The 17,300-nt window shown below is 66.0% G+C and carries 21 protein-coding genes; 4 read left to right on the forward strand and 17 right to left on the reverse strand.

Features of this window, described 5'->3' with window-relative positions:
- Window positions 1-165: 165 nt before the first annotated feature.
- The 6 genes from xth to JW805_10105 all read right to left on the reverse strand — a co-directional run bounded on the left by xth (window position 166) and on the right by JW805_10105 (window position 6,066).
- Complete coding sequence (gene xth, locus JW805_10080; protein ID MBN2972362.1) at window positions 166-936, reverse strand: exodeoxyribonuclease III; 771 nt, start codon at window positions 934-936, stop codon at window positions 166-168.
- Window positions 936-1,274 (reverse strand): iron-sulfur cluster insertion protein ErpA, encoded by a 339-nt coding sequence (gene erpA, locus JW805_10085; protein ID MBN2972363.1) that lies wholly within the window; start codon window positions 1,272-1,274, stop codon window positions 936-938. Before erpA ends, xth begins: the two co-directional genes overlap by 1 nt.
- A gap of 37 nt (window positions 1,275-1,311) precedes the next feature.
- Entirely contained in the window at window positions 1,312-2,013 is a 702-nt protein-coding gene (locus JW805_10090) for a M23 family metallopeptidase (GenBank protein MBN2972364.1), read from the reverse strand.
- A gap of 110 nt (window positions 2,014-2,123) precedes the next feature.
- A complete protein-coding gene (locus JW805_10095) occupies window positions 2,124-2,927 on the reverse strand; it encodes a ferritin-like domain-containing protein (protein MBN2972365.1) in 804 nt (267 codons plus the stop codon).
- Window positions 2,924-3,382: a peroxiredoxin gene (locus JW805_10100; protein MBN2972366.1), complete on the reverse strand. Its 459-nt coding sequence runs from the start codon at window positions 3,380-3,382 to the stop codon at window positions 2,924-2,926. The genes JW805_10095 and JW805_10100 overlap by 4 nt, the downstream gene beginning before the upstream one ends.
- On the reverse strand, window positions 3,379-6,066 hold the full coding sequence (locus tag JW805_10105; protein ID MBN2972367.1) for a bifunctional [glutamine synthetase] adenylyltransferase/[glutamine synthetase]-adenylyl-L-tyrosine phosphorylase: 2,688 nt from the start codon (window positions 6,064-6,066) through the stop codon (window positions 3,379-3,381). The genes JW805_10100 and JW805_10105 overlap by 4 nt, the downstream gene beginning before the upstream one ends.
- Before the next feature lie 71 nt (window positions 6,067-6,137).
- Between JW805_10105 and JW805_10110 the strand changes: the two genes are divergently transcribed.
- A complete protein-coding gene (locus tag JW805_10110; protein ID MBN2972368.1) occupies window positions 6,138-6,308 on the forward strand; it encodes a hypothetical protein in 171 nt (56 codons plus the stop codon).
- Between the two features lie 28 nt (window positions 6,309-6,336).
- Here the strand turns inward: JW805_10110 and JW805_10115 are convergent, their stop codons facing one another.
- The 3 genes from JW805_10115 to JW805_10125 form a co-directional block, all read right to left on the reverse strand.
- Window positions 6,337-6,990, reverse strand: a complete 654-nt coding sequence (locus JW805_10115) for a sigma-70 family RNA polymerase sigma factor (GenBank protein ID MBN2972369.1) — start codon at window positions 6,988-6,990, stop codon at window positions 6,337-6,339.
- Between the two features lie 79 nt (window positions 6,991-7,069).
- Window positions 7,070-7,219 (reverse strand): hypothetical protein, encoded by a 150-nt coding sequence (locus tag JW805_10120; GenBank protein MBN2972370.1) that lies wholly within the window; start codon window positions 7,217-7,219, stop codon window positions 7,070-7,072.
- 58 nt (window positions 7,220-7,277) lie between these two features.
- Window positions 7,278-8,081, reverse strand: coding sequence for a response regulator (locus JW805_10125; GenBank protein ID MBN2972371.1), 804 nt, complete (start codon window positions 8,079-8,081; stop codon window positions 7,278-7,280).
- Between the two features lie 252 nt (window positions 8,082-8,333).
- Here JW805_10125 and JW805_10130 point away from each other — a divergent pair, with 252 nt between their 5' ends.
- The 3 genes from JW805_10130 to JW805_10140 all read left to right on the forward strand — a co-directional run bounded on the left by JW805_10130 (window position 8,334) and on the right by JW805_10140 (window position 10,503).
- Entirely contained in the window at window positions 8,334-8,495 is a 162-nt protein-coding gene (locus JW805_10130; GenBank protein MBN2972372.1) for a hypothetical protein, read from the forward strand.
- Between the two features lie 10 nt (window positions 8,496-8,505).
- Window positions 8,506-10,092: a hypothetical protein gene (locus JW805_10135; protein MBN2972373.1), complete on the forward strand. Its 1,587-nt coding sequence runs from the start codon at window positions 8,506-8,508 to the stop codon at window positions 10,090-10,092.
- A 276-nt stretch (window positions 10,093-10,368) separates the two neighbouring features.
- Window positions 10,369-10,503, forward strand: coding sequence for an entericidin A/B family lipoprotein (locus JW805_10140; protein MBN2972374.1), 135 nt, complete (start codon window positions 10,369-10,371; stop codon window positions 10,501-10,503).
- 83 nt (window positions 10,504-10,586) lie between these two features.
- Here the strand turns inward: JW805_10140 and tatC are convergent, their stop codons facing one another.
- The 8 genes from tatC to JW805_10180 form a co-directional block, all read right to left on the reverse strand.
- Window positions 10,587-11,348, reverse strand: coding sequence for a twin-arginine translocase subunit TatC (gene tatC / locus JW805_10145; GenBank protein ID MBN2972375.1), 762 nt, complete (start codon window positions 11,346-11,348; stop codon window positions 10,587-10,589).
- The gene (gene tatB, locus JW805_10150; GenBank protein ID MBN2972376.1) at window positions 11,345-11,797 is read right to left on the reverse strand and encodes a twin-arginine translocase subunit TatB; all 453 of its coding nucleotides are present in this window, start codon (window positions 11,795-11,797) and stop codon (window positions 11,345-11,347) included. The genes tatC and tatB overlap by 4 nt, the downstream gene beginning before the upstream one ends.
- Window positions 11,798-11,853: 56 nt before the next feature.
- Window positions 11,854-12,093, reverse strand: coding sequence for a twin-arginine translocase TatA/TatE family subunit (locus JW805_10155; protein ID MBN2972377.1), 240 nt, complete (start codon window positions 12,091-12,093; stop codon window positions 11,854-11,856).
- Between the two features lie 26 nt (window positions 12,094-12,119).
- On the reverse strand, window positions 12,120-12,695 hold the full coding sequence (scpB, locus tag JW805_10160) for an SMC-Scp complex subunit ScpB (protein ID MBN2972378.1): 576 nt from the start codon (window positions 12,693-12,695) through the stop codon (window positions 12,120-12,122).
- Window positions 12,692-13,417, reverse strand: coding sequence for a segregation/condensation protein A (locus JW805_10165; protein ID MBN2972379.1), 726 nt, complete (start codon window positions 13,415-13,417; stop codon window positions 12,692-12,694). Before JW805_10165 ends, scpB begins: the two co-directional genes overlap by 4 nt.
- Before the next feature lie 4 nt (window positions 13,418-13,421).
- Window positions 13,422-14,501 carry a beta-N-acetylhexosaminidase gene (nagZ, locus tag JW805_10170; protein MBN2972380.1) on the reverse strand — a complete coding sequence of 360 codons (1,080 nt, stop codon included), beginning with the start codon at window positions 14,499-14,501 and terminating at the stop codon, window positions 13,422-13,424.
- A 267-nt stretch (window positions 14,502-14,768) separates the two neighbouring features.
- Entirely contained in the window at window positions 14,769-15,509 is a 741-nt protein-coding gene (locus tag JW805_10175) for an SPOR domain-containing protein (GenBank protein ID MBN2972381.1), read from the reverse strand.
- Window positions 15,506-17,239 carry an arginine--tRNA ligase gene (locus tag JW805_10180; protein ID MBN2972382.1) on the reverse strand — a complete coding sequence of 578 codons (1,734 nt, stop codon included), beginning with the start codon at window positions 17,237-17,239 and terminating at the stop codon, window positions 15,506-15,508. Before JW805_10180 ends, JW805_10175 begins: the two co-directional genes overlap by 4 nt.
- Between the last annotated feature and the right edge of the window lie 61 nt (window positions 17,240-17,300).

Raw genomic sequence — 17,300 nt, forward strand, 5'->3', positions numbered from 1 at the left:
TGACGCGATTTCAAACACTTACTCTGCGACTACGCATGTAGTTATCGCTGACTCTCGGCGTTCCCCGCCAAATGATCGCAAGCTTGGCCAAGCTGCACGGACGCGCAGGTCAGCTCACAACGACAACGGCCGCCCCTGCCCCGCCTTCGTAAAAAACGGACGATTTTACCGCAGTTTCACCCATGTCGGCGCGTGGTCGCTGGCCTTTTCTCGCCCGCGATATTCCTTGTCGACGCCCGCGCCGACGAAGCGGTCTGCCGCGAGCGGGCTGAGCAGCAGATGGTCGATCCGGAACCCGGCATCGCGTTGCCAGGCGCCGGCCTGGTAATCCCAGAACGTCCATACGCCGCCCCGCGGGAATTGCGTGCGTAGCGCGTCGGTCCAGCCCTGCGCGAGCAAGGCGCGGTAGCCTTGGCGGCTCTCGGGTTGCATCAGCGCATCGTCCTGCATCGCGCGGACAGAGAAGGTGTCGTCATCATTCGGGATGACATTGTAATCACCTGCAAGCACGACAGGCATCTCCTCGGCCAGCAACGCTTGCGCACGCGCGGCCAGGCGATCGATCCAGCGCAGCTTGTAATCGAATTTCGGCCCCGGCTGCGGGTTTCCATTGGGTAGATAGATCGACGCGATCACGACGCCGTTCACCTCCGCCTCGATATAGCGGCTGTGCTCGTCATCAGGCTCGCCGGCCAGGCCCTTCTGACGCTCGATCGGCTGGGTATCGCGAGCGAGAATGGCGACGCCGTTGAAGCCCTTCTGCCCGTGCCACACGGCGCCGTAGCCGGCGGCTTCGATGTCCTTCGCCGGCAGCGTGTCGTCGGACGATTTCAATTCCTGCAGGCAGACGACGTCAGGCTTGGCTTCATCGAGATATTCGAGCAGCCGCGGCAGACGGGCTTTGATCCCGTTCACATTGTAGCTGACGATCCGCATCAGATCGAGAAGCTGGAGCCGCAGCCGCAGCCCGATGCCGCCTGCGGATTGGTCACGCGGAACGCGGCGCCGCCCAAGCTCTCGACATAATCGACACTGGCGCCCCGGACGAGATCGAGACTGACCGAGTCGACAACGAGCCGCACGCCGTCGGTCTCCGCAGTGACGTCATCGGCCGCCGGCGCCTCGGCGAGCTCGAACTTGTACTGAAACCCCGAGCATCCGCCGCCATCGACGGCAAGGCGCAGGATGGCGGGTTTGTTCTGGCGCGATGCGATCGCGGCGACCCGCGCCGCAGCGGACGGGGTCAGTGAAATATCGGGAGCGGCAGTGGCCATGCCGGGGAGATAAGCCCGCCCAGCCCTCGCGGCAAGCTTAGCGGTCGGAAACCGGCAGCGCCGGGCCGCCGACGCCGCCCGTGTCCATCGACATCGGCGTACCCGGCAGCATTTTCATGTCGGCGACCTGCAGATACGGCGCCGGATTCACGGCGTGGCCATCGATGCGGACTTCATAATGAAGGTGGCTGCCGGTCGAACGCCCGGTCGAGCCCATCAGGCCGATCAGCTGGCCGCGCGACACGCGAGTATTGGGGGCCACGAGGATCTTTGACAGATGGCCGTAACGCGTCTCGATCCCCTTGCCGTGGTTGATCTCGACGAGGTTGCCGTAGCCGCCGGCACGTTCCGCGCGGTTAATCACGCCATCGGCGGTGGCATAGACCGGCGTGCCGATCGGGCCTGGAATGTCGACTCCGGCGTGCATCGCCGCGGTGCCGCGGAACGGATCCGAACGGACGCCGAAGTTGCTGGTGAAGGACAGGCTGGCGACGGGATGTGCCGAAGGGATCGAAATGACAGTGGATTCGGTGGTGTCAAGCTTCTTCCAGGTCTGAAACAGCGCCTGGAACTGCTGGTCACTCGTCGCAGCAGTGGTGCCGGTTTCGGCCGCGGCCACGGTTTCGAACGGGCCACCTACTGCGGGCTTCTCTTCAGCCTGGACCAGCGTCGGCGTGATCACCGTGGCAGCGAAAAGGCAGGCTCGAGCAATCTGGCCCGTGAACGTCGAAAAAGTCATCGATCCCCACATATCCAAAGCGCCCGCGCGCCCTGAAGCGCGAACGAGAAAACACTGTCGAGAGTTGGAGCCCCCTCCGCTTCCTGACGATCGTGGGGATGCAGGGAAGCTCAGCCTTGAGCAATAGGCGCGTAATATTCGCGGGTCAGACCGGCAGTCTCGCGCGCCGAGTCGTTGAACGGGGGCTTAAGCGTACCGCGAAAATGCGTTTTCACCCGGTCCTGCCATGTCGCGATCGGCTCCAACCCCTTTGCCGCACAACCGAATCCGAACCAGCGCGCCCCCGCCGCGACGTGCCGGACTTCATCCTTCAGGATTCGGGCGAGGATGGCGGCAGTGGCATCGTCCCCGACGGCTGCAAAACGGTCGCGCGTAGCCGGCGTCACGTCCAGCCCGCGCGCCTCCAGCACCATCGGTACGATCGCCAGCCTGGCAAGCGGATCCTGCGCCGTTTCGGCCGCGGCTTCCCACAATCCATCATGCGCGGGCATCGCACCGTAGAAACTGCCGAAGCCACGCAACCGCCGGTCCAGCAAAGCGAAGTGCATCGCCTCGTCCGCACCGACCGCCATCCAGTCATCGACGAATGCACGAGGGAAATCGGCGCCGAACCGCCCGACGACGTCGAACGCCAGGTCGATCGCACCGAATTCGATATGCGCAAGAGCGTGTATCAGTGCGACGCGCCCGCGTTCGGACCCGCCCTTGCCCCGCTTGGGCATCCGATTCGGCGGCAAAAGCTCGGGACGGTTGGGACGGGCCGGACGATCGGGCATCGCCACGTCGAAATCATGCGCCAGCCGACCGAGCCGCCAGTCGCGCGCGGCGGCCCGCGCCAGGCGAATTTTCGCGCGCGGGTCGGCCGCCAGCAGAACGTTGCGCACCGCCGCGGCGATGCTCGGGGCCGGAGTCACAGCGTTTTGGCGGCGGCCAGTACGGCTTCGGCATGGCCGGGCACTTTCACCTTACGCCAGGACTTCACCAGTGTGCCGTCGGCGTCGAACAGGAAGGTCGACCGATCGATGCCCATATACTTCTTGCCGTACAGGCTCTTTTCGACCCAGGCGCCGAACGCCTGCAGCACCGTTCCATCGTCATCGTCGCTCGCCAGCGGAACGGTCAGGCCATGTTTGGCGGTGAATTTTGCATGTTTGGCGGGCGGATCCTTCGACACGCCCAGCAGAGCGACACCGGCGGCCGCAAAATCGGCGGCGCGTTCCGAAAAGTCCTGCGCTTCACGGGTGCAGCCGGGAGTATCGTCCTTCGGGTAGAAATAAAGGACGAGCGGCTTGCCCCGATAGTCGGCCAGCCTGATGGGGCCGTCCGCACCGGCCAGGGTCAGATCGGGGATGGCATCGCCTTCGGTCACGTCGCGTCTCCTTGTGCCGCCGCCCAGGCCGCGCGGACGCCTTGGCGGGTCGTGTCGAGCCGTTCAAGCACCGCGTCGAAGCTGTCGATCGTCAGCGCCCTGGCGAGCAGCCCGCGCGTCGCCTCCGATGGCGGCTGCGCATCGGGTGTCACCAGGCGCGCGGTGACGAGCAGGCGGGTAAGAAAATCATGCGCTTCCCGCATTTCGGGCGCGATCAGCCCATCCGCGACCAGCGCATCGATCGCGCGTCCGAGATGCGGATGGAAACCGCTGCGATGCACAAGCTGCAACGTATGGACCGCAAATTCGAGGTCGACGAGCCCGCCATCGAGCAGCTTTGCATCGAGCGGACCCGACGGAGGTTTATGCGCCGCCATGTCGGCGCGCATCTTCATCGCATCGGCCCGGATGTCGCGGTCGGGCCGATCGCCCGCCAGCACCCGATCGATGATCGCCTGCACCGCACCCCGTGCCTCCGGCGATCCGAAAATCGGCCGCGCGCGGGTCAGCGCCATATGCTCCCATGTCCAGGCGCTCTCGCGCTGATAGCGTTCGAATCCGTCGAGCGAGACAACCAGCGGCCCGGACGCCCCCGACGGCCGCAGCCGCGTGTCGATCTCGTACAGCGGCCCCGACGCGGTCGGAACCGACAGTGCCGCCGACACCCGCTGCGCGAGACGATTGTAATAGAGCACCGCACCAAGCGGTTTGGCGCCGTCCGATTCGCTCGCGAAATCTCCGGTAAATAGGTAAATCAGGTCGAGATCGGATGCATGGGTCAGTTGCGCGCCGCCCATGCGGCCGAGCGCCAGGATGACGAGCTCGCTGTCGGGCACCCGACCATGCGCCGCGACAAAGGACTCCACTGCGGCGCCGGCAAGGACATCGATCGCGGCTTCGGCCACGCGGGCATAGCCAGCAGACACGTCGAGCGGGTCGCTCGCGCCCGCCAGGATCTGGACACCGAGCGCGAAACGCTTCTCGTTTACGACCTTGCGCACCCGGTCGAGCACGCGTTCGTAATCGTCGCCCCGCTCGCCCGCACGCATCTCGGTGGCGAGCGCCGCGACGTCGCCCGGCAGGTCGAGCGCGGACGCATCGATCAAGCCGTCGAGCAGATGCGAGCGCCGTCCGAGCTGGTCCGCCAGCGTCGGGGCATGCGCGAGGATCGTGGCGAGCAGTGCGAGCAGCGCCGGACGCGCGGCAATCAGGCGCAGCACGTTGATCGCGGTCGGCAAACGGGCGAAAATCGCATCGAGCCGCAGCAGCGCGCGGTCAGGGTCGGGCGCATCGCCGATCGCAGTGATCAGGGCAGGCAGGACGGCATTCAACGCCTCGCGCGCCGCCTCGCTGCGCAAGGCAGGATAGCGGCCGTCCCGCCAGCTGGCGATGCGCGCTTCTGCAGCCTCAGGGTCCGCAAAGCGGCCGGACACGGGGCGGCTTTCCGCCACCGGCGCCGCTGCGACCTGGGCCGGCCGGTCACCATCCAGCGCATCGTAAACCCGCCCCACCCGCTCGACATGCGGCCGCAGCAGGTCGATCAGCTCGGCGCCGTTGGTCAGCCCATGCAGCCGCGCGACGCGGTCGAGCGATCCCGGCTGCTTGGGGAGCGCATGGGTCTGACGATCGTCGATCATTTGCACGCGGTGTTCGATCGTTCGGAACAGCGTGTACGCCTCTGACAAGGCGGTGGCATCGTCGGGGTCGATCCGCCCCGCCCCGGCCAGCGCCGCCAGGGCGTCGCGCGTCGCCGGGGTTCGCAGTTCGGGCTCGCGACCGCCGTGGATCAACTGGTGGATCTGCGCAAAGAATTCGACTTCGCGAATACCGCCACGCCCACGTTTCAGGTCGAAACCCGGGCCGAAAGCCTGTCCCTGCGCATGGTGCTCGCGAATGCGGCGCGAGATGCCGCGGATCTCGCCGATCGTCCCGAAATCGAGCGCGCGACGCCAGACGAACGGACGGATGGTCGTCAAGAAATCGTCGCCTAACGCCTGATCGCCCGCGCAGGCTCGCGCCCGAATGAACGCTGCCCGCTCCCATGGCAGGGCCTGCGATTCATAATAGCCGATCGCCGCCTCGACCGGCAGGACGATCGGCGTGACCTCGGGCGATGGGCGCAGCCGCAGGTCGACACGTAGGACATAACCATCGCCGTCGCGCGCTTGGAGCAGCTCGACGACGCGCCGGCCCACGCGCACCGCCGCTTCATCGACCTCGTCGCGCTCGCGGTGCGCCAGCCGCGCGGGGTCGAAGATCAGGATCGGGTCGATATCCGACGAATAGTTGAGTTCGCGGCTGCCCTGCTTGCCGAGCGCGATTGCGGCGAAGCCGTCCGCCGTAGCACCGGGCACGCGCTCGGCAACCGCGACGCCGATCGCGCGGTCGAGCGCGCGATCGGCGAAGTCGCTCAGCAACTGCGTGGTGCGGGTTAGATCGTACCGGCCCGATAGATCGCCGATCGCCACTACCAGGGCCAGCCGCCGCCGCGCCATGCGCAGACCGCGCGCCGCGGGCTCGTCGACGATCTCGTCCAGCAGGACCAGCGGATCGTCAAGCAGCGTATCGAGCCGCGCGACCGTGTCGGTCTCGCGGCGGATCAGGTTGGCGAGGAAGTCGGACTCGGCTTCAGCCGCCGCCAAAGCGTCGGACAACCCGCGTGCGCGGGGCAGCAGCACTGTCATCGAGCCGCCACACCTCGACAAGGTGGTGCAGCCCTGGAGCAACAAATCGTCGGTGAAGGTGTTTCAGCACCATGGTTTCCGCTGCGCACGATACGAATGCCCCTTACGTCGTGGCTTCGCCGCGCGACGGCGACGGCATCGGCGCAGCCCTGCGGACGGCCTACACCGACCACCGTCTCCCCGACGATATGCTGGCCTTGCTCGGGAAACTCAACGGGCGCGCGACCGGAAAACAGCACTGATCGAGCGCGGCGGCGGCGCCGCTCGCACTCAGTTGCGGGTTTCGCGGCTCAGGTCGTCGACCTCGTCCATGATCGCGTCGAGCGCGCTCTTCTCACCATCGTCGTGCTCTCGACGCGACGGCAGGCGACCTTCGTTCAATATGCCTTCCAGCGCCACGCGCCCACGCGCGACACGGCTCTTGATCGTGCCCACCGCGACGCCGCAGATATCGGCGGCTTCTTCATATGCGAAGCCACCCGCACCGACGAGGATCAGCGCCTCGCGCTGCGGCTGTGGCAGATGCAACAGCGCGCGCTGCATGTCGGTCAATTCGACATGGCGGTCCTGACTTGCCGGCGCGGCGAGAAGCCGGTCGGCGACCAGATCGTCCCACTCACCCTTGAAGCGCGCGCGACGCATCTGCGACAGATATAGGTTGCGCAGGATGATGAAGGTCCAGGCGCGCATGTTGGTGCCGGCCTGAAACCGCTGACGCGCCGCCCAGGCCTTAAGCAGCGTTTCCTGAACAAGGTCGTCGGCCAGGTCGCGGCTTCCCGACAGCGACCGTCCGAACGCGCGAAGGTGCGGGATGACCAGCGCCAGCTGCGCCTTGAATTCGGGATCGCTGAGCGCGACGTGCGGCACGGGTTCGGCCGCGACGGCCGAGCCGGTCTCTTCGTCGTCATGCGCAGTCTGTATCATGGATGTCCGATCGGGAACGGGTCTTCAAGATAATGCGCCGCCGCCCGATTACGAGCAACGACGCAGATTATCCCGTTCGTCAGGTCAGGAAGTAGATCAGGGCGAAGATCACGACAACCAGCGCCAGCGAAATGGCGAGGATATACCGCGTCATCCCGGGCGTCGCGCCCGCCCGGGCGCGATCGGTGTCGATATGCTGCTGACCTTTGGAATCGATATGGTTCGACATACGCGATCAACCCCCCAGAACCGTTTTGGGTCCGTAATTTTCTGAAGCGTCGGCGGCCTCAGGCCGCCGGCACCGTCGCCTCGTCAAAGAACAACGCCTGGCTGATCGCTGCCTTCACCGTCGACCGCTGGAACGGCTTGGTGATGAGGAAGGTCGGCTCGGGCCGTTCGCCGGTCAGCAGACGCTCGGGGAAGGCGGTGATGAAGATGACCGGCACGTTGAATTCGGCCAGAATGTCCTTCACCGCGTCGATGCCCGAGCTATCGTCAGCGAGCTGGATGTCGGCGAGCACCAGGCCCGGCCGATCTTCCATCGCCAGCGCCACGGCCTCGTCGCGGGTCACGGCAACGCCGGTGACTTCATGGCCCTGGTCGCGAACGATCGATTCGATGTCCATCGCGATGATCGGCTCGTCCTCGATGATCAGGACCCGTGCGCGGGTCTGCTTGTCGATTTCCGACAAGGCGTCGGCGACCAGATCGTCGACTTCTTCCGATGTCGCGTCGATCAGATAGGCAGTATCCTCGGTCGAGAAACCTTCCATCGCGGTCAGGAGCAGCGCCTGGCGCGATAGCGGCGCGACGCGGGCAAGGCGGCGGCGGGCGATCGCCTCGTGCCCGCTCGACCCGTCATCTTCGGGCAGCGCCCGATTATCTGCATGGGTCGACGACCAGATCGCCTGGAATGTGCGATACAGGCCGAGGCGCGGATCGACGTCCTTGGGAAATTCTTCCGGGGCCGCGACGATCGCTTCCAGCGTCGCACGGACATACTGGTCGCCCTCGGACTGGCTGCCGGTCAACGCACGGCCGTAGCGCCGCAGGAAAGGGAGGTGCGGCGAGAGCTGCTGTCCAAGCGACATGTTCGATCGAAACTCCTTATTGGGCACCCTAAGGTGTGGCGGCGCCCGGTCCTTTGCAATCGTTCAGAAAGCCGCTCGTCGGCCCCCTCCCCGATATTTTGCACGGTCTGGAACAAACGAGGCGGTCTTTGGTTTCATCGCCGTTCCGATCCGGATATGCGCACGCACCGGAAGGGGTGCCCGCATGTCGCCGGGCTTATTTTTTATGGTTCGCGTATCCGTCCCGCCCGCCGGGACGCTCAGGGGGACGAGGTGGTTTCCAAGACGGACGACGAGAAGACGCCCGGACGTAAGGGCGGCAAAGCTGGTGGGCAGGAGCGAGACGTCGGAGAGGCGTTGCGCGCGGTCTATCATGATGCCGCATCCGAAACCGTGCCCGACGAGATGCTGGAACTCCTGAAGAAGCTGGGATAGTCCGTCGCAGATGACGGACGCTTCGCACGAGCAGCCGGCCCCGGTCCTGACCGGCGTGCCGGCCGGCCGGTTTGCCCGGTTGCCGACCGGCGCCAAACTTTTCCTGATCCTTAGCGTAGCGCTGTTGCCGTTTGCGCTTATCATCACTTTCGCCGCCTACCAGACGACCCGCGTATCCGACAGCGAGAACCGCGCGCGGTTGCGCGTCGCCGCGACAGAAGGCGCACGCACGCTGACGATCGAACTGGTCGGCGACATGACGGCGCTGCGTTCCGCTCTCGATACGATCGAGCGCGATCCTGAGGACGCGCTCAGCTGCGCGCGAGTCAGCGGTGTCTTCGCGCCCGATCTCGGCGCCGGCGGCAGCTTCGGCATTCATGACGCCGCCGGGCGGCTGCGTTGCGGCCGCGACATTCCGCAGGCCGAAGGCGCCACCGGCACGACGGTGGCGACCACCATCATGCCCGATCGCGGGCTGACGATGACGATTCGCGGCTCAAATGGCCTCGCGCGCGCCACTGCCTTCTTTCCTACCGCCTTTCTGAGCAGCGTCAGTCGACCGAGCGGTTTCGTTCCCGAATATGGCTCTGAACTGCACGACGATGACTCGACGCTGCAATTGCGGCGTCTCGATGGACCGCTGCTTGCGCGCCGCGACACGCTGACGGTCCCGGTCGGCCTGTCCGACCTCGAATTCGTCATGACGATGGCCAGCACGCCGATCACCTCGCCGGTTCTGATCGCGATGCTGCTGCCGCTGCTGATGTGGGCGGTCGCCGCGAGCGTCGGCTGGTTCGTCGTCGATCGCATGCTGATCCGTCCGCTGCGTCGGCTGCGCACCAGCGTCGTGCAATATCGGCCCGGCAATTCGTTCGACGTCATGTCGATCGGGGCCGTGCCCGCGCACGAAATCCGGGAGCTAGACCAGGCCTTCCTCGGTCTCGGCCGCACGGTCCAGGCCCACGAAAGCGACCTTGCTGAAGGTCTCGTCCGCCAGACCCGACTGACCCGAGAGGTCCATCACCGCGTCAAAAACAACCTGCAAGTCATTGCAAGCCTTATCAACTTTCACGCCCGCGGATCGGCGTCGAAGGAGGCGAGTGCGGCCTATGCCTCGATCCAACGGCGCGTCGATGCGCTGGCGGTCGTCCATCGTCATCATTTCGCGGAAATGGAGATCAACCGCGGCCTCGGGCTACGCTCGGTGCTCGGCGAGCTGTCCGCGAACCTGCGCGCGACGGCGCCGGAGGGTGGCGGACGGCTGTCGCTGGTCCTGGACATCGACCCCTTCTATGTCAGCCAGGACACAGCGGTAGCGGTCGCGTTTCTGACGACCGAACTGGTCGAACTGGCGATGACAATCGCGCCCGCCTCGCAGGTTCGCATCTCGCTGAAGCCCGAACCGGGGTCCGAGGACCGCGCCATCTTGAGGATCAATTCGCCCGCCCTCGTCGAAGGCGACACGCTGCGCGACCTGCTCGCCACGCGCTATGGCCGCGTGATCGAAGGCCTGTCACGCCAGCTGCGGACAAAGCTGCATCACGATCCGCTGGTCGGCGCGTTCGAAGTCGTGATCACCGTCGTGGGTCGCGATTGATCCGATTCATTTTTTTTGACGTTTTTGACTCTCCGCTGGAACCCTGAAGCCAAAGGGCCGTTCTGCTCCACGGATAGTGACCTTTTGCCCCCCCGCTCTCGCTATCCAAGACATAGGCCCGGAAGCGTCCACCCCTCCCCCCCCCCGGTGACGCTTCCGGGCCTAAATTCTTTTCGGGGCTCTCGACATCGCCGACCCCCTGCCCGCCGCGACGGCGGAACGATCGCCGATGTCGATCATTGAGCCAGCGCAACCAATCTTCGGGAGTTATCGTCCATGCGTAAGATCCTGACCGCGCTGACCCTTGTCGGCGCCCTGGCGGTGAGCGCCTGCAATACCGTCGAGGGCGTCGGCCGCGACGTGGCATCGGCGGGCAACACCGTTGCGAAGACCGCCGACAAGTCGAAGTAATCTCCGGCCCGACCGGCATGACAGAAGGGCCGCGATCCACCCCGGATCGCGGCCCTTTCGTTTTGGCAGTGCGGTAGATCAGGTCAGGCGTCGCTGTCCGCTGTGACCTTGGCTCGCTTGCGCTCGGTGAACCAGATACCGATCAGCGCAAGTTCGTAGAGTAGCACCAGCGGCACCGCCAGCATCAGCTGCGACCCAACGTCCGGCGGCGTCAACACGGCGGCGATGCCGAATGCCCCGACAATGGCGTACCGGCGGGCACCGACCAGTTGCTTCCGGGTGACGATGCCGGCACGCTCCAGCAGCATCAGCAGAATCGGCAGCAGAAAGGAAATGCCGAACGCGAACAGGAACTGCATCACGAACGACAGGTACGGCCCCACAGTCGGAATCGCTTCCTGCTGCACGCCGCCCAGGTCACCCTGGTAACTCAGCAGGAAATGCACCGCGATCGGGATCGCCATGTAATAAGCGAGCGCCGCCCCCATGGTGAACAGCACCGGTGTGGCGAGCAGGAAGGGCAGCAGCGCCTTCTTCTCGTTGCGGTAGAGCCCCGGCGCGACGAACTGCCACAGCTGCATCGCGATGACCGGGAAAGCCAGCATCATCGCCGCAAAGAACGCGACTTTGATTTGGACGAAGAACGCCTCGAACAGCTGCGTGAAGAAGATCTTGTTCTGCCCGGCCTCGACCAGCGGGTGGACCAGAAACGAGAAGATCGGCCGCGCAAAGTAGAAACAGACGGCAAAGCCCAGAACGATCGCGAGGACGCAATACAGCAAGCGCCGGCGCAACTCGATCAGGTGGTCGAGCAGCGGGGCCTGGGTATCGTCGATGTCTCTCATGACGGCGTCTTGTCGGCCGGCGGCGGGGCCGCGTCGGCGGGGGCGGGTTCGACGACGGGCTTTTCGACCATCACCGGCGGGTGCGGATGATCGTCGACCGTATCACGGACCGGATCGGCATCGGCGGGCGCGCTGTGGAAGACGGGCGCTTGCCCCGGCGTATGCGCGTCGACGCTGTCCTCCGGCGCCGGGAGCGCGGCGGGCGTGGGCGTCGCGGGATGCTCGCGCATGATCCGCGCATTCTCCTCCGCCCATTTCTTTTCCATCTCGGCCAATTCGGCCTCGCGCACCATCGAATCGAAGCCGGAGCGGAATTGTCGCGCGACGCCGCGCGCCTTGCCGACCCAGTGGCCGACAAACCGCATCGCTTTCGGCAAATCCTTCGGTCCGATCACCAGCAGCGCGACGATCGCGACCAGCAGAAGTTCGGTAGGAGCTACGTCGAACATTCAGACGCCCGACCGCGCCGGACACGGGCCGGCGCAGTGCTTCAGGAGGAGTGGAATCAGCGGTCTTCGCGGACGCGCTCGGCCTCGGACTTGTAGGCGGGCTCGGCGGCCTTCTGTGCCTCGATCCGGGTGGGTTCCTTCGACGACGGCGTCTCGTCGTCCTCGGCCATGCCCTTCTTGAACTGCTTGATGCCCTTTGCGACGTCGCCCATCATGTTGGAGAAGCGGCTGCCGCCGAACAACAGGATGACGATCACGGCGACGACCAGCCAGTGAACCAGACTCATGCTACCCATGATCAACTCCTTAAGTTGGGCTCCACTTAGTCGTCCTCGTCGCTCTTTTCCACGGCATTCTCGAAGGCGAGGTCGACAGGATCGAGCAGGCCCGCCGCGCGCAGGTCGTCCAGCCCCGGCAAGTCGCGGCGGCTGGCGAGGCCAAAGTGGCTGAGGAAGCCGGCCGTCGTTGCATAGGTTAGCGGTCGGCCGGGCACTTCGCGGCGGCCGGCGGGACGGATCCAGCCCGCCTCCAGCAGCACGTCGAGCGTGCCCTTGGCGACCTGAACCCCGCGGATCGCCTCGATTTCCGCGCGACTGACAGGCTCATGATAGGCGATGATCGCCAGCGTCTCGATACCTGCGCGGCTGAGCTTGCGCGTCTCTTCGCGGTCGCGACGCAGCAGATGGGCGAGATCCGCTGCGGTCTGAAAATGCCAGCGCCCACCGCGCTCGACCAATTCGATGCCCCGCCCCGCATAGCGTTCGACCAGGGCGGCAAGCGCGCCCGCCACGTCCGCCTGCGTACCGACATGCAGTCCGATGTCGTGCGCCGTCAGCGGCGCCTCCGCAGCGAACAGCACCGCTTCGACCGCGCGTTCGAGCGAGTCGGCCGGTGTCACGAGGCGGCCCGCAGGTACAGCGGTGCGAAGGGCGCGGCCTGGCGCAAGTCGACCTTACCCTGTTTGGCGAGTTCGAGGGCAGCCACGAAGCTGGAGGCGAGCGCGGACTTGCGATAGGCGCCGGTTGCCTCGCCAGGCAGGAATTTCTCGATCATCGCCCATGTGACATGAGTTTCGAGGAGGGCAGATACGCGGGCCAGCGCCTCCTCCAGCGTCATGACATCACGATGAGCGACGACGTGCATCACCGGCCGGGATCGTGCACTGATCCGCCCGTAAGCCGTTATTAAGTCATAGATTTCCGCTTCCCACGTCGCATGCCGGACGGTGCGCAATCCTTCGGGCGCGCCGCGGCGGAAGACGTCGCGGCCGAGCCGATCGCGGGTCATCAGCCGGGCACCGGCCTCCCGCATCGCATTCAGCCGTTCGAGGCGGAGTTGCAGGCGCAGCGCCAGATCTTCGGGGCTCGGCGTTTCCTCCGGGTCGCGCGGCAGCAGCAGCGCCGACTTGAGATAGGCGAGCCATGCCGCCATCACGAGATAATCGGCCGCGACCTCGAGCTTCAACGACCGCGCCTGGTCGAGGAACGCCAGATATTGCTCGACCAGCGCCAGGATCGAAATCGCCTTCAGGTCGACCTTCTGGTTTCGCGCGAGCGCCAGCAGCAGGTCGAGCGGCCCTTCCCACCCGTCGAGGTCGAGTGTGAGGGTGTCAGCGTCCATCGTGTCAGGCAAGCGCCAGGAACGAGTCCCGCCGTGCGATCGCCTCGGCAAAGTCGACGCCCCCGGGCGCCGCGACACTCGCCATCGCGCGGTCGAGGCGCGCACGCGCCGCATCCGAAATTTCGTCGACCCGCCCGGCGATCTCGACCATCTCGTCCATCCGCGCCCAGCAGTCGAGCACCACGTCGCACCCCGCCGCCAACGCTGCCGCCGCCTTCTCGCCCGGCGTGCCCGACAAGGCCTTCATATCGATATCGTCGGTCATCAGCAGACCGTCGAAGCCGATCCGGCTGCGGATGACGTCGGCGATGACCGTCGGCGACAGCGTCGCCGGATGCTCGGCGTCCCAAGCCTTGAATACGACGTGGCAGGTCATGCCCATCGGGGCGTGAGCGAGCGTGCGGAACGGCCGGATGTCTTCCTCCAGTTCGGCGTCCGACGCGTCGACCACGGGAAGTTCGTAATGGCTGTCGACGCCGGCGCGACCGTGGCCCGGCATATGTTTGATGACGCCCACCACGCCCGCCTTTGCCAGCCCGTCGAGCATCGCCCGACCGAGCGCGGCGACCTGCATTGCGTCGCCACCATAGGCGCGGTCGGCGATGGCACCGACGGTGTCGGGAAATCGCCGGTCGAGCATGGGCGCGCAATCGACGGTGATTCCGACCTCCGCCAGCATTGCGCCCAGCGCCTCTCCGTTCGCGCATGCAGCGGCGATGGCCGAGGCGGGTGCGGTGTCGTACAGCGCGTCGAACGCCGGGCCGGCGGGAAAAGCGGGCCATTCAGGCGGCTTCATCCGCGCGACGCGGCCGCCCTCCTGATCGATCAGGATCGGCAGGCGGTCGTTGCCGGAAAGCTCCCGCAATTCTGCCGTCAACGCAGAGAGTTGCGCCCGGTCCTGAACATTGCGTCCGAACAGGATGTAGCCGACCGGATCGGCCTCGCGAAAGAAGGCGCGTTCGTCGGCGGTAAGCGTCAGGCCCGACAGGCCGTAGATGACTGGCTTCATGACAGCGGCTTTAGCGGGGAAGTGCTTGGGCAGGCAAATCGGTTGAGGGGGTCGTGCCCCCTTCCCAAACGTCATCCCCGCGCAGGCGGGGATCAATAGTCGCTGAGCGTCGTGAGACTCATCGCCGTCAGCCAGAATTTATCCCCGCCTCCGCGGGGATGATGATGATGGACGGAATGCCAGGGTGAGCGGCTTTGGGACGATCAGGCTAAAAAAGCCCAACCCAGCCGTTCGCCCTGAGCTTTTCGAAGGGCCGTTCTTTAAACCGCAAGCTTCTCGCTCCGGGCACAAAGAACGGTGCTTCGACAAGCTCAGCACCAACGGGGAGAAGGACTCAACCCCTCAATTCGGAACGAAGCAGGCCTCACCCGCGACCTTCAGCCGCCCGCAGATCGTCGTTGCATTGCCGTTGCTGCCGGCATTCACCCGCAGACGATACACGGTTGCGCCCTTCACATCGGCCTTTTCGATCGACTTGCCCAGGTTCGCGACATAGGCGAACCGCTTCGACAATGCCTCCCAGGCGGTGTTCGCCGCTGCCTCGGACGGGAAGGAGCCGAGCTGGACCAGCGCACCGCCACCGCCGCCGGTGTTCGACTTGGGCAGCGGGACGCCCGGTGCTTGCGCGGTCAGGCGACCGCTGGGCGCCGGCGGAACGGCGGCGACGACGCGGGCCGCCCCTTCGGTCGGCTTCACCTTCGGCGTCGCGGTCTTGCCGGCAACCGGCGCTTCGGGCACCGCGCGGGTGTCGATCGCGCCGGTCGCGGTCGCCCCTTCCGACGTTCGAAACACGCTATCGCCCTGGCCATCGACCTTCATGCCGCCAGGCGTGTCGGGCTTGACCTTGTAGTCGCCGTCCTGCGCCGTGATCAGTTCGCCGGAGCCGGTGGTGCCCGAGCTGCCGCCATAACGCTGATAGGCCCATACGCCGGTCGCGATCAGCGCCAGGACGATAACGGCGATCGCCAGGATGCGAAGCAGCGACGGCCCCTCGCTGTAATTGTCGTCGGCGGACTCGAGCCAGGGGAGCCGATCGTCCTCGGCAAGAACCGGGCGACCGCTGCTCTCGTTACCGATGCTCACCCGCCCATCTCCTCGACTGCCTCGACCCCCATGATCGCAAGCCCGCCCCGGATAACCTGACCGACCGCGTCGGCCAAGAACAGTCGCGCCGCCGTGGTCTCGACGTCGTCGACCAGCAGGAATCGCCGCGACGGATCGTCATTACCCTGATTCCACAGAGCATGAAACTCCGCAGCCAAGTCATAGAGATAAAAAGCGATTCTATGCGGCTCGCGCGCCGCCGCCGCCCCTTCGGCGACACGTGGGAACTGCGCCATGCGCTTCACCAGCGCGAGCTCCGCCGTATCAAGCCGGGACAGATCGGCCTGTGCCGGCAGCGTGATCCCCGCCTCTTTCGCGCGGCGGTGCAGCGAATGGATGCGCGCGTGGGCGTAGTTCACGTAGAAGACCGGATTGTCCTTCGACGCCTCCACCACCTTGGCGAAGTCGAAATCCATCTGCGCATCGGCCTTGCGGGTCAGCATGGTGAAGCGCACCACGTCCTTGCCCACTTCGCGCACGACGTCGGCCAGCGTCACGAAATTGCCCGCGCGCTTCGACATCTTCACCGGCTCGCCCGCCCGCAGCAGGCGCACCATCTGGACCAGCTTCACGTCGAAGCGCGTCTTGCCTTCGGTCAGCGCGGCGACCGCCGCCTGGATGCGCTTGACGGTGCCGGCGTGATCCGCGCCCCAGATGTCGATCAGCTGGTCCGCGCTCTGCGCCTTCTGGAAGTGATAGGCGAGGTCCGCGCCGAAATAGGTCCAGGTCCCGTCCGACTTCTTGATCGGGCGGTCCTGGTCGTCGCCGAACTTCGTCGAGCGGAACAGCGGCAGCTCGACCGGCTCCCAATCCTCGGGCGTTTCGCCCTTCGGCGCCTCGAGCACGCCGTCATAGACGAGGTCGCGCGCGCGCAGCCACGCCTCGGCGGCCTCGGGCTTGCCGGCGGCCTGCAGCTCGGCCTCGGACGCGAAGACGTCGTGATGGATGCCGAGCAGCGCGAGGTCGGCCTTGATGAGATCCATCATCGCGTCGACGGTCTTCACGCGGAACGTCGCGAGCCATTCGCTCTCCGGAGCATCGACATAACGGTCGCCGAATTCGGCAGCGAGCGTCTGCCCGATCGGGATCAGGTAATCGCCCGGATACAGCCCCTCGGGCACGGCACCGACGTCCTCGCCCAGCGCCTCGCGATACCGTAGATGCGCCGAGCGGGCGAGCGTCTGCACCTGGCTGCCCGCGTCGTTGATGACATATTCGCGAATGACCTTGTGCCCGACGAAGGCGAGCAGGTTGGCGAGCGCATCGCCCACCACCGCCCCGCGGCAATGGCCCATGTGCATCGGCCCCGTGGGGTTGGCCGACACATATTCGACGTTGACGGTAATGCCCGCACCGACGCTCGATTTGCCGTAGTCGTCGCCAGCCGCGACGATGCCCGCAAGCTCGTCGCGCCATGTCGCGTCGTCCAGCGTCAGGTTGATGAAGCCCGGCCCTGCCACCGTGACGCTCGACACGCCGGGGATCGCGCGCAGTTCGCCGGCCAGGGCCTCGGCCAGCGCGCGCGGATTGGTGCCGGCGGGCTTGGCCAGCACCATCGCGGCGTTGGTCGCGAGGTCACCGTGGCTCGCATCGCGCGGCGGCTCGACCGTGATCGCGCGTCGCTCCAGCCCCGCCGGCAGCTGTCCCGATGCGACGAGGGCATCAAGAGCGGAATCGATATGGGCGGCAAAGCGCGGATAGAGTGTCATAGCACGCAGGCGCTTACGGGCGGTGGCGTCGCATCGCAAGCACCGGCCGCTCCGCAGTTGC

The organism is Roseomonas aeriglobus (genome assembly GCA_016937575.1).
Lineage (GTDB): Bacteria > Pseudomonadota > Alphaproteobacteria > Sphingomonadales > Sphingomonadaceae > Sphingomonas > Sphingomonas aerigloba.